Genomic DNA, 24,936 nt, shown 5'->3' with positions numbered 1-24,936 from the left:
AGCTCCCTCTACCAGCGCCGCTCAAAGCGGCGACGCAACAGGATTGCGCCAACATTCATGAGAATGAGGAACAGAAGCAGGATGATGATAGCGCCAGATGTCCGTTCGACAAAGGCACGCTCAGCTTCGTTCGCCCACATGTAAATCTGCACCGGCAGGGCCGTGGACGGATCCATAGGCGTTGTCGGATAGTTCGCGACGAATGCCACCATGCCGATCAGAAGCAGCGGCGCCGTTTCGCCCAGTGCGTGGGCGAGACCGATGATGGTGCCGGTCAGAATGCCAGGCATTGCCAGCGGCAGGACGTGATGGAAAATCGTCTGCATCTTGGAAGCGCCAAGACCGAGTGCGGCGGCGCGGATCGACGGCGGCACGGCCTTCAATGCAGCGCGGGTCGCGATGATGATAGTCGGCAGGGTCATCAGCGTCAGGACGAGGCCGCCGACCAGCGAGGCCGAGCGTGGAAAGCCCATGAAGTTGATGAAGACGGAGAGACCAAGCAGACCGTAAACAATGGAGGGAACAGCCGCCAGATTGTTGATGTTGACCTCGATAAGGTCCGTCAACCGGTTCTTGGGGGCAAATTCCTCCAGATAGATGGAGGCCGCAACACCGATCGGCAGCGACAGCACCAGCACGATCAGCATCATGTAGAACGAGCCGATCAGCGCAACGCCAACACCCGCGGCTTCCGGACGGCTCGAAGCGCCGTTGACGAAGATGCCGGTATTGAAATGCTTGCCAAGCTGTCCGCTTTCCACGAGCTGGTTCATCCAGCCGAGCTGCTGGTTCGAGATACGGCGGTTTGCTTCATCCACCGACATGTCGACCTGGCCCTTGAAGGCGCTGTCGACATCGCCCGACGCCAGAAGCGTGACGCTGCGCGTGGTGCCGATGACGGCAGGATCGGCGACGACGATATCACGCAGCTGGGTGCGTACGCTGTCGGAGATCATGACGTTGACGGCGCGAAGACCGGCCTTATCCGTCGGCGCGACGCCGAGAACCTTGGCAACCGCATCACGGGCGAGGACGGGGTAGTTGGCCGTCATCAGCTTTGCGGGATTGGTTGCGCGCTCGTTCTTCGGATCGATGATAAGTTCGGAAAACTCGACCGGAACGGTAATCATCGTCTGCTGGAAGGCGGTGTGACCCTTGGATACGACCGACCAGAGCAGCAGAAAGAGGAAGATGAGGCCGAACGAGATTGCTGCCAATCCATAGGCGCGGAATCGGCGTTCAGCAGCATAGCGACGCTTGATGCCGATATCACGGCGCGTGGCCTTGTTCACGGCGGCAGCACCGGCCGCCGGGGAAACGATGTCGGTCATTCATATTGCTCCCGGTATTTGCGCACGATGTAAAGCGCGTAGATATTCAGGCAAAGCGTGATTGCGAAAAGAGTTATGCCCAGCGCGAAGGCCACCAGCGTTTGCGGCGAGGTAAACTCAAGGTCACCCGTCAGCTGGCTGACGATCTTGACCGTCACTGTTGTCATGGGTTCGAAGGGGTTGAGCTGCAGGCGGGCAGCGACGCCAGCCGCAAGAACCACGATCATGGTCTCGCCAATCGCACGCGACGCCGTCATCAGCACGGCGCCGACGATGCCGGGAAGAGCGGCGGGAAGGATGACCTTCTTGATGGTTTCAGAGCGCGTGGCGCCGAGACCGAGAGAGCCATCGCGCAGCGAACGCGGCACGGCGGTGATGATGTCGTCAGACAGCGACGAAACGTAAGGGATCAGCATGATGCCCATGACGAAGCCGGCGGTGATGACGCTCTGCGCCTGGATGAAGTTAGCGTAGTTGCCTGTCGCAAGACCGCTGATCTGCGTGGAAATGTCTCGCAGGAAAGGACCAACGGTCGTCAACGCGAAGAAGCCGTAGACGATCGTCGGGATGCCCGCGAGCACCTCGAGCAGCGGCTTTACAATCGAGCGAAGGCGCGGCGTCGCATATTCCGACATATAGATCGCCGAAAACAGCCCGACCGGAACGGCGACCAGCATGGCGACGAAACCGATATAGAGCGTGCCGGCGAGCAGCGGGATCAGGCCGAACTGGCCGGAGGAGTCGGTCGCACCGGCAGCGGCAAAACGCGGATCCCACACCGTTCCGAAGAAGAACTGGTGCGCCGGAACCATCGTAAAGAACTGGATTGCTTCTGAAAGCATCGACAGGACGATGCCGATAGTCGTCAGGATGGCGATGGACGACGCAACGACCAGAGCCGCGAGAATGACCCGCTCCACCCTGTTGCGCGCCCGAAAACGCGGCGCGATTGAACGCAGTGCATAAGCGGCACCGGCGAATGCGGCCAGCAGCACGGTGGCGATCATGCCCAGGCGGCTGGTGGCGGTCATCGCATTCAGCGTCTGGGCGGCATCGACCATGAAACGCTGGGGTTCGCCGGCAATTGCCACGCCCTTCGATGCCAGAAGAGATCTTACCGCAGCCGTATCCGCATCAACCTTTGCGGTTTCTTCCTGCGTCAGACGCTGAAGACCGCGGGCGATGGACGTTACCATGCCGTAGGTCAGGCTCTGCTGCGCTTCGGATTGGGAGCGCACATCTTCGGGAAATTCGCCGCGCACCGCAGAGGTAACGATCAGCGGGCTGATAACAAGCCAGATACAGAGAATGAGCGCTGCAGGCAGCACCGCCCAGACGACAGCGTAGGAACCGTGATAACCGGCACGGGAATGCATGCTGGCGGGACGCCCACCAGACAAAGCAACGGCGCGGCGGCTTCCGAGCAGATAACTGCCGATGCCGATCAACACCAGTATCAGCAAAAGGATCGATGTGTTCATTAGAGTTCCCTCGTCGTGCCTCAAGAGCACGGTGCGATATCGGGCAAATCAAAAAGTCATCAAAACGAGACCGCTGGACCATCCAGAGATGCTTGCCGCCTGACTGTAACAAAGTCTGGCAAGCGTCAAGGTTGATACATCCTATCCATCTGTAATCCATCAACAATTATGTGGACGGCGATGGATGGGAACTGTCAACCGAAGACAGCCGCCTCAAGCACAACGGTACCGGAGCGGAGAGAGGGGCGCGGCAGGCCGCACCCCTCCTTGTTTATTACATCGAAGCGCCGGCAGCGAACTTGGAGCGAATTTCTTCGCGTTCTTTTTCCGGAGCGGCAACGAGGCCGTAGTTTGCGAGCGGGGAGTCGGGGCCGATCATTTCGTCAGAAACGAAGAACTCGACATATTCCTTGAGGCCGGGGATAACGCCCAGGTGAGCCTTCTTCACGTAGAAGAACAGCGGGCGCGAAACCGGGTACTTGCCGCTGGCAACGGTTTCCGTGGACGGAACAACGCCGCTAACGGTCGCAACCTTCAGGCGGTCAGCGTTGTTTTCATAAAATGCCAGGCCGAAAACGCCGAGGCCGGTCTTGTTGGCGTCGATGCGGGCAAGCGTCTCGGTGTAGTCGCCGTCGATGTCGACTGCAGCGCCGTCCTTGCGAACTGCAACGCACTTGGCAGCAGCCTGCTTGGCGTCAGTGATCAGCGCCTTGATGGCGTCGGTCGCCTTGGCTTCCTTGCAGCCGTCAGCCATGATCTTCTCTTCGAAGACTTCGCGCGTGCCGTGCTTGGAACCCGGAATGTAAGCGGCGATCGCTACATCAGGCAGTTCCTTGTTGATTTCCGACCACTTCTTGTAAGGGTTGGCAACGAGCTTGCCGTCCTTGACGATTTCAGCGGCGAGCGCGAGGTACAGATCCTTCGGCTCGAGCTTGATGTCCTTGTTGGAAGAGTCCATTGCGAAGACGATGCCGTCGTAGCCGATCTTCACTTCCTGAACGTCGGCAACGCCAGCGGCCTTACAAGCGGCAAGTTCGTCGCTCTTGATCGGGCGCGAAGCGTTTGCAATGTCGATGGTGCCTTCGCCGACGCCGGAGCAGAACGCCTTCAGACCGCCGCCCGTGCCGCCAGACTCAACAACCGGAGCCTTGAAGTTCGGGAAAGTCTCAGCAAAAGTTTCGGCAACGATCTTGGCATAGGGCAGAACCGTGGAGGAACCAGCAACCTGGATCTGGTCGCGAGCAGCGGCGGCGCCAGCGAAGGCGACAGAAGCCACCAGAGCTGCTGCGGAAAATTTAACGAAGTTCATTTGTCTCTCCCGTCGTGGGCTTGTTTGTGGACGCAGCCGATAGCGGCAGACGCTCTTAGCATGCGCTCGGCGGTCTCTTCTTAACCACCGTAACCACTTCCTTTTATGTCACTTCGGTGAAAGATTTGTGACAGCCTAAATTATTGGTTTCATTCATAAAATTTTTCGAAGCCAAAGACTGTAACATACTCTATGTCAGAATCTGACAGTAAAGTCCGTGCCATTGCCCAGTTCCGATTTAATGATGAGGCGGGCGCGGTGACGGGTGAGGATGTGCTTGACGATAGCAAGCCCGAGGCCGGTCCCTTTTTTGGAGCGACTGTCAGCGACACTGACGCGGTAAAACCGTTCCGTCAGACGTGGCACATGTTCGGCGGGAATGCCCGGCCCCTTGTCAATGACGCTCACCTCCACCGGCTTACCGGGTTCGGCACGCAGCCAGACATCCACGACCTTGCCTTCCTGGCCATATTTACAAGCATTTTCAACGAGGTTCTGGAACACTTGCACCAGCTCGTCGCGGTCGCCCTGCACTTCTGCCGGCCGGTCGGGCAGATGCAGCGTAATAACCACATCCAACTCGTTGGCGAGCGGCAGCAGCGCATCCCGCACATGACCGATGACGGGGACGAGATCGACCTTCTGGTCCGGCGCGATATTCGCTCGCAATTCCAGCCTTGAAAGCGACATGAGGTCATCCACCAGCCTGCTCATGCGTGTGGCCTGATCGAGCATGATGGCGAGGAAACGTTCCTGCGCTTTGGGGTCGTTGCGGGCTGGCCCCTGCATGGTTTCGATGAAACCGCGCAGCGAGGCGAGCGGGGTGCGCAATTCATGGCTTGCATTGGCAACGAAGTCGCTGCGCATGCGGTCGATGCGACGAAGCTCCGAAACATCGCGGAACGACAGGATGTAGAACGGTGGACCCGCCGCCTCTCCCGCATCCGCCCGGGCAATGCGGACGATGAAGACCCGCTCTGAGGGAAAACGCTCGGAATGCTCGACCTGGTTGGGCTGGCCGGTGGTGATGGTTTCGCGAATGACATCCAGCAAGCCCGGCGAACGCAGCCGGGCGGAAATATGCGCGCCGGCCGGAAGCTGGCCAAAGGCGCGTTCCGCCGCGCCGTTCTGATAAAGCACGCCTGCGTTTTTATCGAGGATGAAGACGGGCGTATCCAGAACGGCCAGACCCGCCCTCACCCCTGAGATGACGTTTTCGCCGGGCACATCAGGCTCTTCCGCCTCCGCAGCTGTGGTTTCATCCTTAGCCGGCTCCTCCGGCTTTTGCCGGGCGGTCAAAATAGCGATGACGGCACAGAGCCACAGGACGGCGGGCATGTAGGGCGTTTGCAACTCAGAAACGGCAGCGACAGCAAGCATGCTGACGACGAGAACAGGCAACCAGTTTCGGCCAAGCTTTTTCGCAAAAAGCTTCAATCCACTCTCGCCTTTCATGACTGCCATTTCAGCACACTTTCCACTTTCACCTGACAGCGCATCGGAGTCTCATAGGCCAGCTTCATGACAGAGATTCATCATCGCGTATTTTCCACAGCGTATATGCGCAAAATCTGCGCCGCAATCGTCACTGCCGCAGCACTCCGGCTAACCAATCCTCTTTCACTTGAATTCTGCGGGTGGATATGAACTCATTGGCAGCGAGTTGCCTTTACACAACAACATCAGGAGGAAAGCATGGGCGAAGAAACGAAGAAGCGATCGGTGGAGATCACCATTGGCGGCAAGCTGCGCAGCTTCGACATCGACGATCCGGTTCTTCCCGACTGGGTGGAGGAGAAGAAGCTTTCCGCCGGAGATTTTCCTTACGACAAAAAGATGAAGCGGGAGGAATACGACGCCACCCTCGAGGCGCTGCAGGTTGAGTTGGTCAAGGTGCAGTTCTGGCTGCAGGCCACCGGCAAACGGGTGATGGCAGTCTTCGAAGGACGCGATGCCGCCGGAAAGGGCGGCGCGATCTTTGCGGCCCACGCTTACCTCAACCCCCGCTATGCCCGTGTCGTGGCGCTGACCAAACCAACCGAGACCGAGCGTGGCCAATGGTATTTCCAGCGCTATATCTCGCATTTCCCGACGGCTGGAGAATTCGTTCTCTTCGACCGTTCCTGGTATAACCGCGCCGGGGTGGAACCTGTCATGGGCTTCTGCACCCCGGAAGAGCACAAGCGCTTTCTCAAGGAAACACCACGCCTCGAAAAGATGCTGGTCCATGAGGGTGTTCATCTGTTCAAGTTCTGGCTTGATATCGGCCGCGAAACGCAGATCGAGCGCTTCCATGACCGTCGCCACAGCCCGCTGAAATGCTGGAAGCTTTCCGACATGGATATCGCCGCGCTGACGAAATGGGACGACTACACACAAAAGCGCGACGAGATGCTGGAAAAGACCCACACCGATGTCGCCCCGTGGACGGTGGTGCGCGCCAACGACAAACGCCGCGCGAGGGTGAACCTCATTCGCCACATCCTCAATACGCTTGACTACGACGGCAAGGACAAAAAGGCGATTGGCGAAATCGACGACAAGATCCTTGGATCAGGACCGGGTTTTCTGAAATAAGACTGGGAGACGAAAACAAGCGCCCCGGCTGCGGCGCTTGTTCCCTCTTCTTGCTGGATTCTTACTGACCCGGCAAAATGCGCACGGAGTACAGGTTCACCGGGCGGGCATTGCCATCGATATCGCTGTTGATGAATATCTTGCCGGGCGCATTCGGGGCAAGCGAACGCTCGAACGTCGTGTTCAGCAGCATATCCGCACGCTCGGCCGTTGCCGTGAAACGGTGACGGGAGCAATCGCCCAACGTGGCGAAATCGCAGGCTACGGAAACCTGCGTTTGCCGATCGCTGGAGGATTGCAGCGTGATCGAGATGGTCGAGGATTTACCCGCCATGTCGCGCATCACTTCCACCGGAACCTCGACGCTGATTGCGCCGTCCTGAGAGACGCTTCTCGACGTCACCCGTATCGCCTTGCCGGCGGGTGTGGCGATGTTCTCGACATTGGCGCGGGGGCCTGCCGAAACGCCGGAACTGCCGCGCTCCGCATTAAATACCTCCACCCAGTCGTCGGAAAAACCGCGGCCGGCGGAAAGGCTCGGCGCGGGCTCGGCACCGTTGAAGTCCTCCGCCTGGACTTGTGCCGGCGGATTGGGCACGCTGGTATCGCGCTGCTCCGGCGTGAGCAGCAGGCCGGAGGAATAGACCCACCAGGCGCCGAAACCGACAAAGGCCAGGAGCGATACGAGCATGAAAAGCCGGGCGAAAAGTCCGCGGCGCTTGCGGCGGCCAACGGCACCTTCCGGACGAAACGCGAGCGAGGCGTCACCTGCGCTGGAGCCTCTTCTTGGCGGTTTTCCGTTGCGACGTCCAGCACTCAGAGGTTCCGGAGCGGCAGCGGCGCCCGGCCGCACGTCGCGCGTTTCGCCACGCAATTCCGGCTCGACTGCCATATCCCCGTGATGCTGCGATTGTGAGACGGAATCGACCGAGGGGTCGTCATGCGCCGCACTTTCCGGCACAGGCGGCCGCAACTGCTGCTCCACCCTGTCCAGAAGACGGTTCCGCTCTTCATTCTCTATGACATGGATCAGGCTTTCGAGCCGCTGGCGCTGCTGGCCCACAGTCTGCGGGTCGTCTATGCCCTGCTTGCGCAGGCCCGCTTCCAGTGCCTGACGGGACGATTGGTAAATTCGTGCACGAACTTCGGCGTTCGATCTGTCCGATTTTTCCAGAGCATTTCTGATTGCCGTTTCCAGTCCGCTCACGACCGATCCTTATTCTACTGCTCTTCGCAAAAATATATGGCAGTGCGCCATTGGTTTACGATTCGGTAACGGCTATGCCGCGCCTCCGCAAGCATCGTTTGCGATAAAGACCGGATTGCCTTGGGGAAAATCGATCCATTGTGGCGCTGCGAGCGCAGGTCTGGCGGGCCGGTGCGACGCTGTTTTCGCTTTCAATCCGCTGCCGAACACGATATTGACTTACGTGCGCGTAAACGTAATCCGTGGGAGGAGACATGCTGCCGTCCGTGCTGAAAGACAATCTGCGTCTTCCGGTCATAGCGTCACCGCTATTCATTATTTCGCATCCGCAATTGACGCTGGCGCAATGCAAGGCGGGCATCATCGGTGCTTTCCCGGCGCTGAATGCGCGGCCCGAAAGCCAGCTGGACGAATGGCTGGCAATGATCACCGAGGAGCTGGCCGCTCACAACAAGGCCAACCCCGAGCGCCCGGCCGCTCCTTTCGCCGTCAACCAGATCGTACATATGTCCAACCGGCGGCTGGAACACGATCTCGGCCTCTGCGTCAAATACAAGGTGCCGGTGGTGATTTCCTCGCTCGGTGCAGTGCCGGAAGTCAATGCGGCCGTGCATTCCTATGGCGGTATCGTGCTGCATGATGTCATCAACGATCGCCACGCCCGCTCCGCCATCCGCAAGGGCGCGGACGGGCTGATTGCAGTGGCAACGGGTGCCGGCGGACATGCAGGCACTCTCTCGCCCTTCGCCCTGGTTCAGGAAATCCGCGAATGGTTCGATGGTCCCCTGCTGCTGGCCGGCGCCATCGCCAATGGCGGCTCCATCCTTGCGGCGCAGGCCATGGGCGCGGATATGGCCTATATAGGCTCCCCCTTCATCGCGACCCAGGAAGCCCGGGCCTCCGACGGTTACAAGCAGGCGATCGTGGAGGCACAGGCCAAGGACATCGTTTATTCCAACTATTTCACGGGCGTACACGGCAACTACCTGAAAAGCTCGATCGTCGCCTCAGGCATGGACCCCGACAACCTGCCGGAAGCGGACCCTTCCAAGATGGACTTCGAAACCGCCACCGGCGGCGCAAAGGCCTGGAAGGATATCTGGGGCGCCGGACAAGGCATCGGCGCGGTCAAGGTGGTGGAGCCGGTGGCTGACCTCGTCGATCGGCTGGTACGCGAGTATGAGGCAGCCAGACAGCGCATCTGCGCGAGAAGCTGGGGCCACCTATAAACAACGGACAGGCAAAGCTTTTTTTCGGATTTTTCGAAACCCGCGCATTCAAGGCTTGAAATCCGTCAGCATTGCCTGTATCAGCCCGCCATGAAGCTGATCCGTAACAAACGGGTCACAATCGGGCCGCTTTAGCTCAGTTGGTAGAGCACGTCATTCGTAATGACGGGGTCACGTGTTCGAGTCACGTAAGCGGCACCATATTTTTCAACTACTTAAATCGATATCTACCTGTTTCCAATTCCATTACCTGCGCTCAGGGTAACGGCGAGGGTAACAAACTGCGTTCTTACAGGTTTTGATACAGTTTCTAACCTCCTATTGACTCTCGCTTGTATGCGGGCAAGTTGCTGGCGAGTAAAAAAGCGTTTGGAGTTTGTGAATGCCCGGCAAGTTCAATCCCTACAGACCAGACAAGGTTGCCACACCTGGTATGTTTGCAGGCCGATATGCCGAGATTCAATTCATTGACGGCTGCCTTCGGCAGACGAAGTTTGGCAATCCAAAGCATTTTCTTATCACTGGAGAGCGAGGGATTGGCAAATCGTCACTTGTGTTGCTCGAACAAGCTGTGGCGTCTGGGAGAGTTCCAGGCATTAGCGGCACCAACTACAATTTTATGGTTATAAACGTCGCTTTGCGCCGCGAAGATACCTTTCTGTCGATAATTGATCGTGTGGCACGTGAATTGAGGAAACAAGTCGCAAAAGAGAACTCTCTTGCGAATATGGTCCTCAAATCCATAGACTTCCTGTCTAGAATTGAGGCCGCAGGTGTTAAATTTAATCGTGACAACTTGGCTGGCAGCGAAGAAGAAAGCATGGCTTCGCTTGAGGATGATTTCGAAACAACTATCTTAAAGATGGGAGATGCAAAAGACGGCATTCTCCTGCTCATTGATGAAGCTGATCGTCCAGACGCTAATGCAAACTTGGGACTTTTCTGCAAGCTGCTTACAGAAGAAATGGCAATGAGAGGGTGCGATAAGATTTGCATCGGCCTTGCTGGCCTGCCTCCACTGGTATCAAAACTTCGGGAAAGTCATGAGTCTTCTTTGCGTCTGTTTCATATCCTCAACTTGAAGCCGCTAGAACCTGTGGAACGGAGACACGTTCTCGACGCTGGCATTAAGGAGGCTAACAAACGAAATGCAGATCCGGTGACGATCCATGATCACGCCTATGATATGATTGGAGACTTCTCGGAAGGATACCCGCATTTTTTGCAGGAGTTTGCCTACTGCGCGTTCGAAACCGATACAGATAACGAAATCACTCCTGACGACTTCATGGGAAGCTTGTTCGAGGAGAACGGAGCATTTGATCAGCTTGGCGCTAAATATTTCGATAAATCTTACTCGACCCCCGCATCCGATGATTATCGGAAGGTATTAGATGCCATGTCTGAGCATGATGACTCTTGGGTGAGTCGATCTACGATAATTAGCGATAGCGGCCTTAAAGCCGCAACTGTCGATAATGCTCTCAGAGCGTTAAAAGCTAAAGACATAATTATGCAGGATGAAAGCCGAGCAGGCCACTACAGGCTACCAACACGCTCATTCGCTGTGTGGATTAGCATTAGGAAAAAGGCAGAAGAAGTGAATGAGTGAGGTCTACTCGGTTTTTCTTTTCTGAATTCCTAAATCGTTAATTCAGCGCCGTTCCCTCATCTACAACGTAAACAACGCGGATTTACACAGCTACAGATCGCTACTGATGGCTACAGGAATTATATGCGTAAAAAACACGCGTGATTTTACGGCGTAAAAATCACAGGCTTAACAGCTACAGATCGCTACTGATGGCTACAGGAATTATGTGCGTAAAAAAACACGCGTGATTTTACGGCGTAAAAAAATCGCAGGCTTAAACAGCTACAGATCGCTACTGATGGCTACAGGAATTATGTGCGTAAAAAAACACGCGTGATTTTACGGCGTAAAAAATCGCAGGCTTAAACAGCTACAGATCGCTACTGATGGCTACAGGAATTATGTGCGTAAAAAAACACGCGTGATTTTACGGCGTAAAAAATCGCAGGCTTAAACAGCTACAGATCGCTACTGATGGCTACAGGAATTATATGCGTAAAAAACACGCGTGATTTTACGGCGTAAAAATCACAGGCTTAACAGCTACAGATCGCTACTGATGGCTACAGGAATTATGTGCGTAAAAAAAACACGCGTGATTTTACGGCGTAAAAAATCGCAGATCGCTTTTTACCGCCTTCCATGAAGCTGGTCGTTTTCTTTCCGAGCGGCCTCGCGGCGCTTATCAATATAATCTGCCAAATCCTGAAGATGGACGCCCTTCGCAGCTTTCTGGCTGTTCTCTATTCGTATGAGCGGGATATCTATGTCGCCCTCCGTTGATTTTCGGGCAAACTGCACGGGCGTCAGGTGATTGAAAAAGTCGCGGCAAACTAGTTCCAAGGGGATGACGGCCGCGCCATTGTACTGCGCCAAAAGCAGAAATGCAGTGTTCATATCATATACTCCTGTCCGCAGCCTTTTCCATCCAACCAAGACAACGCCATTTGCCTGACCTTTGCGGCAGCCGGCGAGAGTGCTTCGCTGCCAACAATCAAGGTTGCCAGCGCATAAGCCTCGGCACTTATTGCATCGATCAGTTTTCCTTCCTCATACGACTCTATATCCTCAGGAAGCGCCTCTATTTTCAAGCTTGCATCGAGCGCCGCCGTGCGAAGCCAGCTTCCCATTTCAATCCATTTCGCGTCGTTTAAGCCGAGAGTGCCAATCATTTCCGAACCTCCAGTGAGCATGTTTGCGAATGATTAAGCATATATCGGGTACCCGTTATTATTGTCAATATCGCGTACCCGAAATTATTGACAAAAGAACTGTACATATGATCTATGGGGTTTATGGGACGAAAAATGTTGTGGCCGGAAAGTATCAACCTGAGCTTGCCCGAAGGGGCTAAAGCAAGGATGGATGCTGTCTTAAACAAAGAAGAAGGCGAGAGCCGTCTTGACCTGATCCGCTTTGCCATTGACGCGGAAATTGAGCGCCGCGAGAGCATAACTGGCAAATCGTCAGATACTCCCGACTGATAAATTCCTTGAGTCCAAATTCGGTCAGGCGTTAGTTACCGCTATCCCCGCCGTCGCTTTGGGCGTTGGAGAGCAGAGTTTCAGTAATGGAACTGAAATCTTTCGCGGCGGGGTACCTTTGCACTGCCCGCCGCGGCGTTCTCACCCGATCTAGTGCCGCACTGCTTCTTTCACTTCCGGCACAAGCATGCCGTCAATGAGCCAGCGCCAATATGGCAGGCTGGCAAAAGGCGTGAGACGGCGCATTGTCGAAACATCGCTTTCCGCCATGCCGGGCGCATCGCCCGTGACCGCGCCTTTCGCATTGGCGATGCCAAGCCCGGCAAGGCTGATGGCATCAGACGACAATTCATAAGTCGGCCCTAGCAATCCGCCGACGACAGAACGCGTTGCATATCGGCTTGCCGGCTGCTTTTGGCTAGAATTCGGAAAAAGCGCCGACGCGCCAACGTACAGGCCGGGAACGCCGAGTTTTTCAAGGGCGTTGTTTGCCTCAAACCCGATAGCGAATATGCCGGAACGATCCAAACCTTCCATAGCCCACGTCCCCGGATTGTCTGAAAGCTCGCGCCCCGCCTCGATCTGTTTCAGCGCGTAGACGAATGCGCCGATGGTCGCCATACCGACGATGCCACCCACAAGACGGGATTTGTCTTCCTGGAGGCCACGGATAAGAACGCGCTGGTTAGAGGCGATAGAAAAGGATTTGAATTGCAGGATCGCGCGCCCGACAGGCGTTGAAGCGAACAAAGGTACATCGCCAACGCCCTTGGTCACAATGATGCTGTCCACGTCCTTGTTGATAGCGGCACGATACGCACGGCGGGCGGCGGCGGAAATCGGCTCATCGCCCCAAGCCTCAGTGTTGGCAACCCTCACGCCTTCGCTCGCCTCACCATGCGATGCATACAAACGGCCGATATCTTCGGCTTTCTGGCCGCCAATGCCGAGATAACCCATATAGGCCCGCTCTTTGGCCGGCAGAGACGAAAAGCCGCTCCTCGCCGCCGTCTCCGCATTCGCGAGAATGCGGTTCTGCACCATTCGGGATGACAAGGTTTTCTGAAAATCATCCCAATGCAACAAGCCTGTCATTCGGGTGAAACCCGTCGTCATGTTCTCAAGGAACCGTTCGAACGGCGAGTTCGCAGCATAAGGGTCAGTGAGTTCGGCCATGGACGCCATACGTGACGCCAGAATTTTTTCACTAATCGCACCGGCAAGCTGGGCTTCCTTCTTGCTCAAGCCCGCCGCCTTCACCCCGCGCACCATCGGGCCGATGCCATCCTTGAGGTAGGAGGTCAGGCCATGCACCATAGCCGGGCGCACGGCGTCCGTCAGTGAGCCTATTAGGACGCCGCCCATGCTTCGCATATAATTGAACGCACCCGCTCCAGCGAGGATTCTAGCCCATCCAGTGTGCTGAATATCGGCGCGGTAGTTTCCACGGAGCATGTCGCGCACCGCCTGTAGATCGCGGATATCGGCCCGTTCGCGCTGGTTGAGCCGCTTGACCGCCTTCGGATCGTTGCCCGCCTGGGCGCGCAGTTCGGCATATTCGATCCGGACGCGCTCAAAGGCTTCTTTCATGTCAGGCGAGCCGAACCGTTCGGCAAGCTCAGTGTCGGCCGCCATGACCCGTGCATATCGCCGTCCTACCAGATCAACATTATCCTCAAGGAATTTTTCAACCAGGGCATCGGGAATATTAAAAGTCCGTTCTTTCAGAGGTCCGCGCGCCGCGACGGTGAAATTCGGCGGCAGGAAGCCATCTTGCGCGCGGCCAGTCAGCATGTCGTACAAGTCATCCACGATGCCGCTAACGTAATCCGCCCTGTCCGCATCATCGAGAAATTCGAACTGCCCGCGCGAATTATAATCCGAAATTTGCCGCTCGACTTTCGCGACCTTGCCCAAGTCCACCGCATCCATGTCGCGCGCGATACCGCCCGCGATCCGCTGAAATCCGGCCTCAACAGACTGGAGCATTTCGTCAGGAATATATTGTGCAACACCCTGCGCCAGCTTTGCTATACCGGCCTGCCGGTTTGCGATGCCTGTGTTCAGATCAGCCCGAACGCTTTCGAGGCTGGAGATTGCCTTCTCGGAGTTGGCGGCTTCGCGTTGCATGGCGGCCGACACTTGCCCGTCGAAATAATTGCGCAGAATGTCTTTGAATTCACGCTCATTGGCTTCGATGACCGGCCGGTTCCACATTCTCGTGAAGTATGATTCTGCTGTGGCAACTTCCACATCGGCAGGCAGCAGGCCCGTTTCAATGGCGCGTTTCTTAAGGGGTTCCACGACACTGTTTCGCCATGCTGTGGCAGCTTCCGAGACGCCGGGAATGTCGCTTTTGTCGCCGCGCCGCATCGCCCGGCCGACAGCCTTGTGGAAATCGCTTTCTGTCAGCGCAAGGCCGTCTTTCCGGGCGCTGGCATATGCCGCCCGTTGCGCCTCAACCGCTTGGGCAACACCGCCGCGCGTGAATTCGTGCATGGACGTTTCCGCCGCAATATCTCCCTCACCCGCCATATTCTTGCGGAGGTATATCGGGTTCTCCATCATCTGCGATCCAATCTGACGGACGGCGACAGATGGGCTGTGCAGGGTGCGCAGCAGCGGGTTCAATTGCGCCGTCGCCTTGGCAGCCTTAGAGGCGGCACGGCCGGCGATGGACAAATCATCGAGCGTTTCAGGCACCACGCCTGCCGCGCCGGCCGACTGCGGGGAAGCCTGCCGTATCAACTCCGCATGCAGTGCGTTGGTGGCCTGATCGAAGTCAGGCGCTTTTGCGGCGTCCAACGCCCGTGATGCAACGGAATGTTCCAGCTTTGACATGAGCGCGGCCACCGATCCGCCTAGCGCCCCACCCAGGATCACGGAGCCGCCGATGTTCGCGAACGTCTCCGTTTCGGTTCGAAGCTGCTGGCTCGATTGGAGCCCGATTTCCTGCGCCACCGCCGCGCCACCAGCCGCGAGGGCCGTGTTCAAGGCAGATCGACCGGCAGAATAGCCGGCCTTGCCCGAGCGCACGAGCGCGCCACCTGGAAGCAGAATTGTGGGGTCAGTCACGCCGGCGACGACACTCAAACCAAGCCCCTTCCAGCCGGATTGCGCAAGGGTCTTGCGATCCGCCGTTTCCTGATCAATGTCAGCTTTGACGGCGCTCATCGCCTGTTTGTTGAAGACGTTGGTGAACCTGTCCGCGTGATCCTCATAACCGGCGATGTTGTCGGCGGCGAAGGGCTGAAACGACGGGTCTATTTCGTAAAATTTTCCTGTCGCTTTTTGGTAGAGGGAATCAGATGACAGGATGGAGCCGATAAGATTGCTCTGGCGGAACGCCGCCCCAGCCGTTGACAGGATACCTGCGCCGGCAGCATCAGCCGGCGCACCAACCTGCTGCTGCATGGAGTAATCGGCGTCGTATGGAGCGAGGTCAGCGGCTCTTGTTTCGTCAAAAGGCATGGTGTTCTCTTTCAGTTGGCGGCGGGCGGGTTGCTGAAAATTGACGGCGGGCCAGCAAGGAAGCGATCAAGGTTGCCTTCGCGATCCCGGCCGGCTTCAAGTTCCTGCTGTGCCTCCTGTCGGCGGGCTTCCAGATCGGCAAGCACCTTATCTCTTGCTGCCTTCTTCGAGGCCTCGACCTGTTTCGGCGTCGGCGCTTTGGCATAGAAGGGCGCACGATGATGCTGAAGAACGCCGTTCGCATCCCGGAAAAAGACCTGGTATCTCGGGGGATTTCCCGCTGAAACGTCAGTTTCCGTTGCACTGTCGGCAACAAGGAACGCCTCAGCATGCGTCACGCCGTCCGCTTTCAGATCGGCAGAAAGCTGCTCACGGATATAGGCGTACGAGCCATTGGCGTCGGCAGGATAGGTTTTTTCGGGGGGAAGTCGCGTTACGACGTTCGGGCCGCCCATCGCGAAATCAGACGTACCATATCGGCGTTTGAAGCGATCTTCGGCAAGTTTCTTACCCGCCTCGATATCGCCGCCCGCGTCGAACATGCTTTCCGCGAGCGTTTCCTTATAGTCGCTGACGATCGCAGCGGACTGCAATTTGCTCGTGCCAAGCGCCGGATTTTTGGAAAACATCCCGGCGCTGTAGAGCGATTTTACGTTAGCTTCCGTCGCCTGCTTTTCGATTGCGCTCTTGGTTTCCTTGGTTTCCATCAGCGCAGAACGCTGGCGAGCCTTCTCAGGGTCGGATTTATCGAGAACGCGCTTTGCCGCCACAGCGGGAGGCAGGCCGAGATCGTTGGTATAGTGACGGTAAAGAGCGACATCATCGGCCAAGCCGGTTCCGTTCGGGGATCGCGTAAGTGCTCCAATGTCAACCTGCGCAATCCGGCTGCCAAGCTGCAAGACACTAAGCGTGCTATCAAGGCTCCGGCCGGCGAGGTCGCTGCGCATGGCGTTGGATATCGACGTCGGCACGGCACCTGTCTGGCGCACCTGCTCTAAAAGCAGCGGCTCAACCTGCTGGGGCGTGGCGACGGAAGAAATCTCGCTCCAAACTGCATCGTTGGCTTTGCGGCCCTGCTCGCTATATGGATCGACAATCAACTTGCCAGCGCGGAAAGCCGCGACATTCGCGCGCGTCTCCATCGCGCTCTTGTTCTTCTCGTTGAAAGCGTTGATCAAAACGGCCTTGTCGCCGTCATCGATCACGGTATTGTCGTTGATATCCGCAACTGAAAGCGTCGGGTCGCTGTTAGCAATTCTCAACTTGTAAGAATCGGTCAGCGCGGTTTGGGTAGCCTTCTGTCTTGCTGCATCGTGCGCGGCATAAACTCGTGCGCTATCAACAGCGCTAGCACGGATTTCGTCGGCATATGCTTGCGGAAGCCCTGCCAGTATCTTCGTCGTCGCGGGCGAGAATTGAAGCCCGGCAGGCTGCGAGGATTGTTTAGGGACAGCCGTCGAGGCTGGAGCGCCGGCCGAAACCTTGAGAGGCGCAGACCGGGCCGATGCCATCCGTTTTGCGAAATCAGCGTCGGAGAGCTTTGCAAGCCCCTCCCACGTCGAACCTAGACCGGCATTTACGGCAGCGTAATTGCCTGCTGCTATATCGGCGTTAATATCACGGCCTGTTCGGCTTCTATAGTCCTTTGCAGCCAGCCAAGCGGCGGCGCGATCCTGGTTGGCCGGGCTGAAATCGGTCAGGCCGAGAGCTTCGGCGGCCATCTTCCAAGTTCCCTTGACAAACTGATATCGCCCGCTCGCCGTCGTTGTCCCACCCGCACCGATAAATCCCGGATGCGCAGCAAAATCTTTGATGCGCTGGCCACCGTTCATCACGTCATATCCGGGGCTTTCGGTTCCGGCGATGACAGAAAGAAGCGCGTAAGTGTCGCGGCTCATCCCCTGTGCGGCGAACTGGCCCGAAGCCGGGTTAGACGCGTTGAAATGAATTGCGTCGGCGGAAACAGCCTTAGCCAAGTCCGGTTTCAGTTTTTCCAAAAGGACAAGATTATTTTGCGGGCCGATCTCGGCGGCGTGCGTCGTGGCATATTCCACTGCCTTAATCGGGTCCGACAAGGCAATTTGCAATGCGGACTGAGTGCGGGCGGTGCTAATATAGCTCCTGCGCTCTTGGGACGCGCGCTGCTCTCCCCAACCCTGTTTTTGGCCGCTCTGTTCGAGTTCATGCAGCCCGTTACCAATCAAACCCTCCCAACGACCCTCATTCAAAGGCTCTTGAATGGCCTGCTGTATAAGGGTTTCCGCCGCCGAACTGTGTTCTTGGAGAACGAACGACTTGAACTCTTTCGACCGCTTCTCCAAGCCGCTGCGTATTGCGTCGGCTTCGAATGCATCGATCTCTTGACCGAAGATTTTCGATTGTGAGGGTGTCAGCTTCGATGTGATATCGTTTTTAAGCTCACCCACCCGACGCTTGTACGTGTCGTACTGATCGACCGCCTGCTTACCCTGTGCGTTCGCATAGCCGCTCTCAGGGTCATACAGCAGGCTGTCTTTTTGCATCAGCCAGTCTGTCTTGGCACCGGTGACAACTGCTCGATCTTCAAGCTGACGCACCGAATTCACACCCTCGGCGGCAACCTCTAGACCGTTCGCGACAGACCGCATGCCGCGCCCGATGCCCGCTCCGAAAGCATCCGGGTCGGCTAGGACCGTCATCTTTTCTGTATATTCGGGCCGGAGCGCTACCCGCTGCTGTGTGTCTTGGTAAAGGGGAACCCTTGCCATGGTTATTCATCCCCCTTGGGCTGAGCATCTTCCAAGAGTGGAGCCCAAGCATCCCGGATAATTTTCGCAATCGATTCATTCGCGAAATCCCCCTTGCCGAACACGTTTTCCACGGCGACGGATGCCATCCGATACGTCCTGAATTGGCCGGCACGCGGAGAAATCTCTTTTTTTGCAAGCCTCATTTCGGACGAAATAAGCCGTTCATCCGCTTCTATAGCCAAGACCATCTGCCCAAATTCCTCGATAACCGCTTGAAGCCGTTCAGCACGGCCCACCAATTCGACGGCCGCATTGACCGCGTTCATGTAGTGGTGTTGCCGTTTCGCTTCTTCGGCGCGGTTGTCGGCGGCCAATTCGATTTGCAGCGCTGCTTTTTCCGCCCGCTGCAAAATTACGCGGTCAGACTGCGCGCGCTCGATATCCGCATTGATCTCCGCGAGCCGCTGGGCGGCTTTCTCATCACCGCTGACTGCCGCGAGCGAAAGCTTCGTTGCTTCACGCTCCAGCCTGGAAAGCGTGACAGCGATTGCGTCGATTTGCTCGGCAATATGATCGGAGCTTACGGGAGTGTGTTTCTGTTCTGTCATGGCGATCATCCGAGGAAAGGCGACCAAGCGTAGGCCGCGAGTTGGGTGACGGTTTTGCTGTGTTCGGAAGGAATGGGCGCGTTTGCAGGTATCTGCGCCCGCAAAATCACGTAATGGCCAAGACGGCGGCGGCCGGCGAGCACATCTGTTACATGCGGCTCGCCCGGCTGTTGCGTGGCGAGATAGATAGCCCGCTCTTCATCTTCCAGGCTTTGCAGCAACGCGCGGAATTGGGTCACAAGCGCGTCGGCTTGGACGGCCAAAGCTACGATGTTAGCCGCATGGGTTGAAACAAGAGAAGCCATTACTCTGTCTTCCTTTCGATTTTGAAAAATGTGCGATCAGGTGATTGATAGTCCGCACCAGCGGAAACGGGTTTCTCAGCCGGGCGTGGCAGAATGGGGCGATAGACAGGCGGCGGGGGCTTCTGTGGTTTGGGTTTGGGTGCCGGAGGCCCGTCAACATCCAGATTGCCCGGCAGAAGGGAAGCCGTGCTATTCCGCGACGGCAGAGGCTCCGGCGCTGGCGTGGCGTCTAGGGCGACGAAGGTTGCGTCTTCTATGCGGTCGAGGCGCTTTCTGGCGCGCTCCAGGCGGTCAGCAAGGCCATCAAACACCTTGACGTTGATAGTTTCCTGAAAAGCGTTCACGCGAACATGCTTGCCAATCAGTTCAAGGCGGCGAATTCTGTCCGACATGCGGATTTTCTTGACGCGGCCAACCTCTTTCCGGTCCTCGCCCTGCCCTTCGAACAAGACTTCGATATCAACGCCAGTCACAAGGCCCTGACGCCAGATCAGCGGCCATTCTTCGACCGACAATAGGTTATTGTCATCATCATAGAGGTCAGCAAGATCGGCGTCGGCTTCTCTCGCGAGACGCTGCAAAACCCAATCAGCATCAACCTGTGTGCGCTCAGAGCGGGATTGCATGGCCGAAGCGATGGCATCCCGTATCGCAGGCTTTGCGAGAAGCTGGGCGGCCTGGTCGTTTGCATTCCGGCGCGAGTAGCCAGCGCGAATTGCCGCCTGGGATCCGTTCAGGTCAATCAGGTATTCATCGACAAAACGTCGTTGCTTTTTGGTCAAGTCGCTCATGAAGGCGACTATTCGTCACGAATGGTTGTCGTCTAAAGTGGAAAGCTGAGTTTTGCTGAGTGCAGCATTTTTTAACCGGGGTTTCTGGAAAGCGCATAGGATGCATAGGGTCGACGGTTACCTTCTGCCCCCTTCTCGAAACTGTCAGATTTATACCGTCTTATATAAACGGCTGACATTTCCCAGCTTAAGTAGAGACAATCCTATGCATCCTATGCATCCTATGCAGATCAAGAGATGAATTTACGGGATGGACGATGGATATCTATTTTGATGAGAGCATTCATGATCGAGGTAAATTTATAGTCTTGGCTGCTGTCGTGGCATCGACTGAGGAAATATTGGCGGCAACGAATGCATTACGCGAATGCGGCTTCGAGCCGGGAAGAGATGAATTCAAGAGTAGTATGACGATGAATGGAAATCCGCAGGCCCAAGCCATCAGGGAGCGATTTCAGGAAATCATAGGCGGTTGTAAGTTGGCGATAGGGGTCTGCGCGATTCACGAGCGAGATCAACTCATGTCTCTTGCTGGGCAACTGGGCCAATCGCTAGTTGGCGAAGGCGAAGGCCAGCGAGTGCTTTACCTTGATCAGGGCATGAGACGCCAGCCCATTGCACTACCTCCAGACTATGACATGAAAATCGACTGTGATTCGAGAACGGTTGTTGGCATTCAGCTTGCCGACTGTTGCGCGCACGTTGTTGGGACGATTCTGTTGGGCGAATTGGGACTCGTAACTAAAATGCTCCCAGCGGACCCTGCGAATACCGGCTACGACTTCGATCTGGAACTAGCATGGACGTTGTGGGCATCAATCCGCTTCGCTCTGGCCAGCAATGAGCCGCAAGGAGTAGTGGAGGAAGATGGATATTATGAACCAGCGATGAAGCCGTACGGGCTTTTGATTTCAGACGGCTGCGATGATGGCGTGGCTCGCGCTGTCCAACATCGCTTTGGCACGGCATGGGTCGGGTGTATTCACTGACCAGTTTCAACGTTCCACAACACGGCGTTCAGTCTATTTTTACCGGGAGACACAATCATCTGTCCATTCACAATCCGCCCCTGATTTTTGCGAAGAAACCCGCTGAACCCGGTCGTTTTGAGCCGCCCGCGTTCGATAAATTCGGATAGGGCATCGATAAGGGCTTCATGTCTACGGTTGCCGATCGGATCATGAATTCCCTCATCAACCATCTTGGCGATATCGGAAGCCGTCCAAGGCTTATCAGTCGGCAGAGCCGAAAGAATGGCTGATGTTCTTTCCTTCTCTGGATCGTTGTCCCGCACCTTGATGGAGTTTCCGAGCGGGTCAGGCATTCCCAACCACACAAGAGCGGAGCGAACCATATTCGACCATTGTTCAAACGAACCCAAGGCCGGCACGACTTTTTCGCCCTTGTTGACCATAAACGCTCGCAGGATGGTCAGGCATGCAGTTACGATCTCGACACGCTGTAGCTGCGCAACTTCAACAACGTCCTGTTCAAATACCCTCTCTTCCGGCCGCTCAACGCCAGCATCCAGATTGACAAGCACCACGCGGCGCGTCAAATCGCCAGCAAAGCGCAAACCGTTCCCAGTCGCACAGAATGTGACGGCAGTGGGCAAGGTGACTGTTCGGCTTGCGCCCAGCACACGAGAGCTAACTTCTTCCTGGCTGAGAACCTGACACAAAAAATCTGAGCGCAACGCAGCAGACGCATTATCGAGGGTGATAAAGCAACCGCCCTGCATCAATCGCGCTGAAATCGTTTTCCTAAGCTCTTCCTCTTCTGTCGGATAGGAATCGACTGCTGCAACGCGGCCCGTCGCCAAAACCGCAGCAACATCGACCAGCTTCGACTTTCCCGTTCCTGGCGCTGTGGCATTGATTCCAAAAAGTGGAGCCGTTTTCATTGATGGTCGAATAATCGCCGTCAGCATCAAGGCGATTGCCGCCGAGCAATCTACGTCGCTGACGAAAGGAAACGTCGAAAGAAGTTTCCGAACCTTCGCAACTGCATTGTGCGCATCTTTCTTTGTCGGATGCTCAGGCATCGCCGGCCAACGCTCATCAGATTCGAAAAGTATACCGCTCTGGCGATCAAAGCCTTGCTTGCACAAAATACTGCCATCGCGGCGCATGGTCGGCGTCGATACAATCGCTTTGATCTGAGGAAAAGGCCATTCACCTTGCCGAGCAAGAGCGGCTTCCGCCACCAGAGATGGGCAGGAAACAGGTTTCCAGCCTTGGGAAACGCGAGCGTCCGGCTTCATCCAACGGATGATTTTACTGAATATTTCAATCATCGAAACTCTGTCGGCCGGTACGAGAATAGGGGCGTCGGCCCCTTCGATCCGCACAAGCCGAAACAACGACGTTCCGCGAGCATACAGCGGGGCTTCTCTTTCACATGCCATCTGGCACGCGCGGCTAACCACTTCCGAGATATCAGACTCGTAGAAAGCAATCATCGGCCTGTCGTCGTCTGGCGTACGCGTATGATCGACTACATTGGTCGGATCGTCGTGAACAAGCACAGGTGTATCCGAATTCGCGGACGGCCTCTTCCGCTCCTCCTGTCCAAGCCCTGGGGATTTCTCGGCGGCAGGCTCGACGGGCAAGAACGGCCGCATTGTGAGGCGCATGAATTCGTCAAGCTGGGCTTTCGTCCAACCGGCGTCTGCCGCATCGGCGCTGTCCCAACCGCGAAGGGGAAGGTCGCCTACCTTCCAGTCATCGAACGTGTACTGCTCAATACCCGAAGCCGCGCCGAGTTGCGTAAGGCCGACAAAACGAACGTGCGCGCCGAGTTCCGTCAGTTTCACGGCAATTTCAAGCGCGGTAGCCATCCCCGGCGCATCAAAGTCCGGCCAAATGATTACATCGCGGCCAGCAAGCGGCGACCAGTCAGTATGCTTGACGCCTTGCGTTCCTCCTGCCCACGAGACGACAGCGCGGCCAGTTGCCCGGCGCAGTTTGTCGCGGCATTTCTCGCCCTCGACTATCAGCACTTGCCGGTCACCAAGCTCATGCAAGCCGTAGAGCGGCCGGGGTTTTGGGAAGGGGAAGCGGCACCATGTTTCCGTTCCGTCTGGCAGGCACGTAAACATGACCATAGGCGTCTCTTTTCCGCCGTCAGGTAGATCATGGCGCAGCACATAGCCGAACAGGGAGCCGTCAATATGACGATAAGGGAACACCATTGAAGGCGCAAAAGAGCCCCATTCAGAGCGTTCGCCTTTGCGTTTTGGATTGTACAGGCGCACCCGTGAACCAGGTTGCAATATGTCGGCGGGAGGCGTTATTGCCGTGATGCCATCATACGCATTGCGCGCTTGAATTTTGCGCGGCTGGACGTTCGGGCGGGTATTGTCGCGGCCATCCAATATGCGGATAGCCTCAGGCAGATTGACGCCTTTCACCTTTTGAACAAAGTCAAGAACGTCGCCTTTTTCTCCGCAGCCGAAACACTGAAAACGCTCAACTCCATCTTGCCCAACGAATATCGTGAACGATGCTGTGTCTTCGGCATGGAACGGGCAGCACGTTTCAAACTCGTGGCCGTTGCGCTCCAGCTTGTAACCGTAGTGTTCTACCGTCGATGACAGGGACACGTCACGGCGCAAGCGGTCTATGTCGTGCGTGGCTCCGGGTCTTGACGTACGCGCGTCTTCCGCTATCTTATTCATGAAATTTTCCGCATGAGACATAGAAGCTGTTTGCAGTCAGCTTTTTGGCAATAATAGGCTTCCCGATTTGGCGATCAGGAAGCCTTTTGCATTCTGGTGTCAGAGGGGCTCCGGCTCATGACTCTTAATCGAAAGTGCGCGTTCGCTTTCAATGCGCGCGAGTACGGCTCGGTTTTCCAGATCGTTCCATTCGTCAAGAGTTCCGCCGCTTTCAAAATGAGTGCGACGTGCATGAATGTATCGTTCCATTGATGCGTCGTATTCAGCAATCGTGAAACCGATCTCAAAAGGATACGAATTATCCAGTATAGGGCCTTGGCTCGTAACAGGTTCAATATCGCCTTCGCATGGCATCCGGTTTTGAAGATGGCCGGGCATAATTTCACAACCAGTTTTGGCACAGAAAACGATATCGTTGTATTGAGATGAGTCAGCAGGCGCGATGGCGGCCGGTTGGGCAGAAAGTGGGCTGTTCTCGAAATATCGCAGTTCGAGATACCGTACATAACCTGCAATCTTTCGCGCCCGAGTGACCGCCAGCGTAACGGGGGACTGATCGGGATCAAGCAGGACATCGTTCCAAGGATTGCTAACGGCTGCCCCGCTCATAAGATCAACTTTTTTGACTCGATGCGTCCGAAGCTTCAAATCTTCGATTACAAGTTTCGCTGAATAGAGAAAAATGAGTGCCGCACGTTCATGCGCTTCGAGAGGCGCGTCGTTGTACAGGCGGTCCATTCGCTCCGCGACCAACTCGCAGTCGGGATGATCGAGTTTTCGCCGCTGATCACGGCCGGCAATGGTGCTAGGCCACAGAGTGTTGACTTCGCCCCTCATCACGCCACCTTCGCTGATGTCGCTATGTGGACATGACGCTTTGCCGAAAGGTCATTTATCCAAGCTTCGATTTCGTCGGATTTCCAAAAGTTGCGGCCCGCAACTTTCAAAGGTGACGGGAATTTCCCTTCCCGCATCCATCGCCATAAAGTCATGTTTGAAACCGGAGCGACCTTTTTTATAGCGGCACTGTCAAGCAGAGTGCAGGGCGTCGTTGTATTGGGCATATTCTTTCCTCACGATGTTGATGTCGCAAAAATAAGTCGCGAATGGTTGTCGTCTAAAATATCAAATAATATCATTA

Annotated in this window: 20 protein-coding genes and 1 tRNA gene; 6 read left to right on the top strand and 15 right to left on the bottom strand. The window is 56.2% G+C overall.

The annotated features are described in order from the left end of the window. Window positions 1–8: 8 nt before the first annotated feature. The 4 genes from pstA to phoR form a co-directional block, all read right to left on the bottom strand. Window positions 9–1,331, bottom strand: a complete 1,323-nt coding sequence (gene pstA, locus CRP02_RS13185) for a phosphate ABC transporter permease PstA (RefSeq protein WP_097101439.1) — start codon at window positions 1,329–1,331, stop codon at window positions 9–11. Beyond that, window positions 1,328–2,812, bottom strand: coding sequence for a phosphate ABC transporter permease subunit PstC (gene pstC, locus CRP02_RS13180; RefSeq protein ID WP_097171442.1), 1,485 nt, complete (start codon window positions 2,810–2,812; stop codon window positions 1,328–1,330). Before pstC ends, pstA begins: the two co-directional genes overlap by 4 nt. Window positions 2,813–3,086: 274 nt before the next feature. Then, complete coding sequence (locus CRP02_RS13175; RefSeq protein ID WP_003514907.1) at window positions 3,087–4,121, bottom strand: substrate-binding domain-containing protein; 1,035 nt, start codon at window positions 4,119–4,121, stop codon at window positions 3,087–3,089. Window positions 4,122–4,316: 195 nt separating this feature from the next. Next, window positions 4,317–5,585, bottom strand: a complete 1,269-nt coding sequence (gene phoR / locus CRP02_RS13170; protein WP_097171441.1) for a phosphate regulon sensor histidine kinase PhoR — start codon at window positions 5,583–5,585, stop codon at window positions 4,317–4,319. Between the two features lie 231 nt (window positions 5,586–5,816). Here phoR and ppk2 point away from each other — a divergent pair, with 231 nt between their 5' ends. Further along, on the top strand, window positions 5,817–6,698 hold the full coding sequence (gene ppk2, locus CRP02_RS13165) for a polyphosphate kinase 2 (protein ID WP_003514903.1): 882 nt from the start codon (window positions 5,817–5,819) through the stop codon (window positions 6,696–6,698). Between the two features lie 61 nt (window positions 6,699–6,759). On the opposite strand, the gene CRP02_RS13160 is transcribed toward ppk2, so the two are convergent. Then, window positions 6,760–7,905, bottom strand: a complete 1,146-nt coding sequence (locus tag CRP02_RS13160) for a hypothetical protein (protein ID WP_097171440.1) — start codon at window positions 7,903–7,905, stop codon at window positions 6,760–6,762. Window positions 7,906–8,159: 254 nt separating this feature from the next. Between CRP02_RS13160 and CRP02_RS13155 the strand changes: the two genes are divergently transcribed. The 3 genes from CRP02_RS13155 (at window position 8,160) to CRP02_RS13145 (ending at window position 10,746) form a co-directional block, all read left to right on the top strand. After that, complete coding sequence (locus CRP02_RS13155) at window positions 8,160–9,134, top strand: NAD(P)H-dependent flavin oxidoreductase (RefSeq protein ID WP_097171439.1); 975 nt, start codon at window positions 8,160–8,162, stop codon at window positions 9,132–9,134. Window positions 9,135–9,259: 125 nt separating this feature from the next. Beyond that, window positions 9,260–9,335, top strand: a tRNA-Thr gene (locus CRP02_RS13150). A 181-nt stretch (window positions 9,336–9,516) separates the two neighbouring features. After that, window positions 9,517–10,746, top strand: a complete 1,230-nt coding sequence (locus CRP02_RS13145) for an ATP-binding protein (RefSeq protein WP_097171438.1) — start codon at window positions 9,517–9,519, stop codon at window positions 10,744–10,746. Between the two features lie 612 nt (window positions 10,747–11,358). On the opposite strand, the gene CRP02_RS13140 is transcribed toward CRP02_RS13145, so the two are convergent. Further along, complete coding sequence (locus CRP02_RS13140; RefSeq protein WP_097171437.1) at window positions 11,359–11,625, bottom strand: pyocin activator PrtN family protein; 267 nt, start codon at window positions 11,623–11,625, stop codon at window positions 11,359–11,361. Further along, window positions 11,622–11,900: a hypothetical protein gene (locus tag CRP02_RS13135; RefSeq protein ID WP_097171436.1), complete on the bottom strand. Its 279-nt coding sequence runs from the start codon at window positions 11,898–11,900 to the stop codon at window positions 11,622–11,624. Before CRP02_RS13135 ends, CRP02_RS13140 begins: the two co-directional genes overlap by 4 nt. Before the next feature lie 135 nt (window positions 11,901–12,035). On the opposite strand from CRP02_RS13135, the gene CRP02_RS27520 reads away from it, so the two are divergent. After that, a complete protein-coding gene (locus CRP02_RS27520) occupies window positions 12,036–12,212 on the top strand; it encodes a hypothetical protein (protein ID WP_179784011.1) in 177 nt (58 codons plus the stop codon). 150 nt (window positions 12,213–12,362) lie between these two features. Here CRP02_RS27520 and CRP02_RS13125 read toward each other — a convergent pair whose 3' ends face one another. From CRP02_RS13125 to CRP02_RS13105, 5 genes are read right to left on the bottom strand one after another with little or no spacing between them, the layout of a single operon-like run. After that, window positions 12,363–15,683, bottom strand: a complete 3,321-nt coding sequence (locus tag CRP02_RS13125; RefSeq protein WP_097171434.1) for a hypothetical protein — start codon at window positions 15,681–15,683, stop codon at window positions 12,363–12,365. Window positions 15,684–15,694: 11 nt separating this feature from the next. Beyond that, window positions 15,695–18,430, bottom strand: coding sequence for a hypothetical protein (locus tag CRP02_RS13120; RefSeq protein ID WP_097171433.1), 2,736 nt, complete (start codon window positions 18,428–18,430; stop codon window positions 15,695–15,697). A 2-nt stretch (window positions 18,431–18,432) separates the two neighbouring features. Next, the gene (locus CRP02_RS13115) at window positions 18,433–19,020 is read right to left on the bottom strand and encodes a hypothetical protein (protein ID WP_143539319.1); all 588 of its coding nucleotides are present in this window, start codon (window positions 19,018–19,020) and stop codon (window positions 18,433–18,435) included. A 5-nt stretch (window positions 19,021–19,025) separates the two neighbouring features. Further along, window positions 19,026–19,325 carry a hypothetical protein gene (locus CRP02_RS13110; protein ID WP_097171431.1) on the bottom strand — a complete coding sequence of 100 codons (300 nt, stop codon included), beginning with the start codon at window positions 19,323–19,325 and terminating at the stop codon, window positions 19,026–19,028. Beyond that, on the bottom strand, window positions 19,325–20,116 hold the full coding sequence (locus CRP02_RS13105; protein WP_097171430.1) for a terminase small subunit: 792 nt from the start codon (window positions 20,114–20,116) through the stop codon (window positions 19,325–19,327). Before CRP02_RS13105 ends, CRP02_RS13110 begins: the two co-directional genes overlap by 1 nt. A 257-nt stretch (window positions 20,117–20,373) precedes the next feature. Here CRP02_RS13105 and CRP02_RS13100 point away from each other — a divergent pair, with 257 nt between their 5' ends. Continuing rightward, window positions 20,374–21,105 carry a DUF3800 domain-containing protein gene (locus CRP02_RS13100; RefSeq protein WP_097171429.1) on the top strand — a complete coding sequence of 244 codons (732 nt, stop codon included), beginning with the start codon at window positions 20,374–20,376 and terminating at the stop codon, window positions 21,103–21,105. On the opposite strand, the gene CRP02_RS13095 is transcribed toward CRP02_RS13100, so the two are convergent. The 3 genes from CRP02_RS13095 to CRP02_RS13085 form a co-directional block, all read right to left on the bottom strand. Beyond that, window positions 21,099–23,795: a CHC2 zinc finger domain-containing protein gene (locus CRP02_RS13095; protein WP_179784010.1), complete on the bottom strand. Its 2,697-nt coding sequence runs from the start codon at window positions 23,793–23,795 to the stop codon at window positions 21,099–21,101. The two genes, CRP02_RS13100 and CRP02_RS13095, sit on opposite strands and share 7 nt — an antisense overlap. A 99-nt stretch (window positions 23,796–23,894) precedes the next feature. Continuing rightward, complete coding sequence (locus tag CRP02_RS13090; protein WP_097171427.1) at window positions 23,895–24,632, bottom strand: hypothetical protein; 738 nt, start codon at window positions 24,630–24,632, stop codon at window positions 23,895–23,897. Beyond that, window positions 24,632–24,859, bottom strand: coding sequence for a helix-turn-helix transcriptional regulator (locus CRP02_RS13085; protein ID WP_097171426.1), 228 nt, complete (start codon window positions 24,857–24,859; stop codon window positions 24,632–24,634). The genes CRP02_RS13090 and CRP02_RS13085 overlap by 1 nt, the downstream gene beginning before the upstream one ends. Window positions 24,860–24,936 lie beyond the last annotated feature (77 nt).

This window comes from Rhizobium sp. AN5, assembly GCF_900215255.1.
In the GTDB taxonomy this organism is placed as follows: Bacteria; Pseudomonadota; Alphaproteobacteria; order Rhizobiales; family Rhizobiaceae; genus Agrobacterium; species Agrobacterium tumefaciens.
Note: the sequence above shows the minus strand (reverse complement) of the source record. Positions and strands in the feature narration are given on the sequence as shown.

What these genes read in the sequence shown, in the direction of transcription:
- pstA (WP_097101439.1), bottom strand. Translation starts at nt 1,331, where the DNA reads ATGACCGACATCGTTTCCCCGGCGGCCGGTGCTGCCGCCGTGAACAAG.
- pstC (WP_097171442.1), bottom strand. Translation starts at nt 2,812, where the DNA reads ATGAACACATCGATCCTTTTGCTGATACTGGTGTTGATCGGCATCGGC.
- CRP02_RS13175 (WP_003514907.1), bottom strand. Translation starts at nt 4,121, where the DNA reads ATGAACTTCGTTAAATTTTCCGCAGCAGCTCTGGTGGCTTCTGTCGCC.
- phoR (WP_097171441.1), bottom strand. Translation starts at nt 5,585, where the DNA reads ATGGCAGTCATGAAAGGCGAGAGTGGATTGAAGCTTTTTGCGAAAAAG.
- ppk2 (WP_003514903.1), top strand. Translation starts at nt 5,817, where the DNA reads ATGGGCGAAGAAACGAAGAAGCGATCGGTGGAGATCACCATTGGCGGC.
- CRP02_RS13155 (WP_097171439.1), top strand. Translation starts at nt 8,160, where the DNA reads ATGCTGCCGTCCGTGCTGAAAGACAATCTGCGTCTTCCGGTCATAGCG.
- CRP02_RS13145 (WP_097171438.1), top strand. Translation starts at nt 9,517, where the DNA reads ATGCCCGGCAAGTTCAATCCCTACAGACCAGACAAGGTTGCCACACCT.
- CRP02_RS13140 (WP_097171437.1), bottom strand. Translation starts at nt 11,625, where the DNA reads ATGAACACTGCATTTCTGCTTTTGGCGCAGTACAATGGCGCGGCCGTC.
- CRP02_RS13135 (WP_097171436.1), bottom strand. Translation starts at nt 11,900, where the DNA reads ATGATTGGCACTCTCGGCTTAAACGACGCGAAATGGATTGAAATGGGA.
- CRP02_RS27520 (WP_179784011.1), top strand. Translation starts at nt 12,036, where the DNA reads ATGTTGTGGCCGGAAAGTATCAACCTGAGCTTGCCCGAAGGGGCTAAA.
- CRP02_RS13125 (WP_097171434.1), bottom strand. Translation starts at nt 15,683, where the DNA reads ATGCCTTTTGACGAAACAAGAGCCGCTGACCTCGCTCCATACGACGCC.
- CRP02_RS13120 (WP_097171433.1), bottom strand. Translation starts at nt 18,430, where the DNA reads ATGGCAAGGGTTCCCCTTTACCAAGACACACAGCAGCGGGTAGCGCTC.
- CRP02_RS13115 (WP_143539319.1), bottom strand. Translation starts at nt 19,020, where the DNA reads ATGACAGAACAGAAACACACTCCCGTAAGCTCCGATCATATTGCCGAG.
- CRP02_RS13110 (WP_097171431.1), bottom strand. Translation starts at nt 19,325, where the DNA reads ATGGCTTCTCTTGTTTCAACCCATGCGGCTAACATCGTAGCTTTGGCC.
- CRP02_RS13105 (WP_097171430.1), bottom strand. Translation starts at nt 20,116, where the DNA reads ATGAGCGACTTGACCAAAAAGCAACGACGTTTTGTCGATGAATACCTG.
- CRP02_RS13100 (WP_097171429.1), top strand. Translation starts at nt 20,374, where the DNA reads ATGGATATCTATTTTGATGAGAGCATTCATGATCGAGGTAAATTTATA.
- CRP02_RS13095 (WP_179784010.1), bottom strand. Translation starts at nt 23,795, where the DNA reads ATGAATAAGATAGCGGAAGACGCGCGTACGTCAAGACCCGGAGCCACG.
- CRP02_RS13090 (WP_097171427.1), bottom strand. Translation starts at nt 24,632, where the DNA reads ATGAGGGGCGAAGTCAACACTCTGTGGCCTAGCACCATTGCCGGCCGT.
- CRP02_RS13085 (WP_097171426.1), bottom strand. Translation starts at nt 24,859, where the DNA reads ATGCCCAATACAACGACGCCCTGCACTCTGCTTGACAGTGCCGCTATA.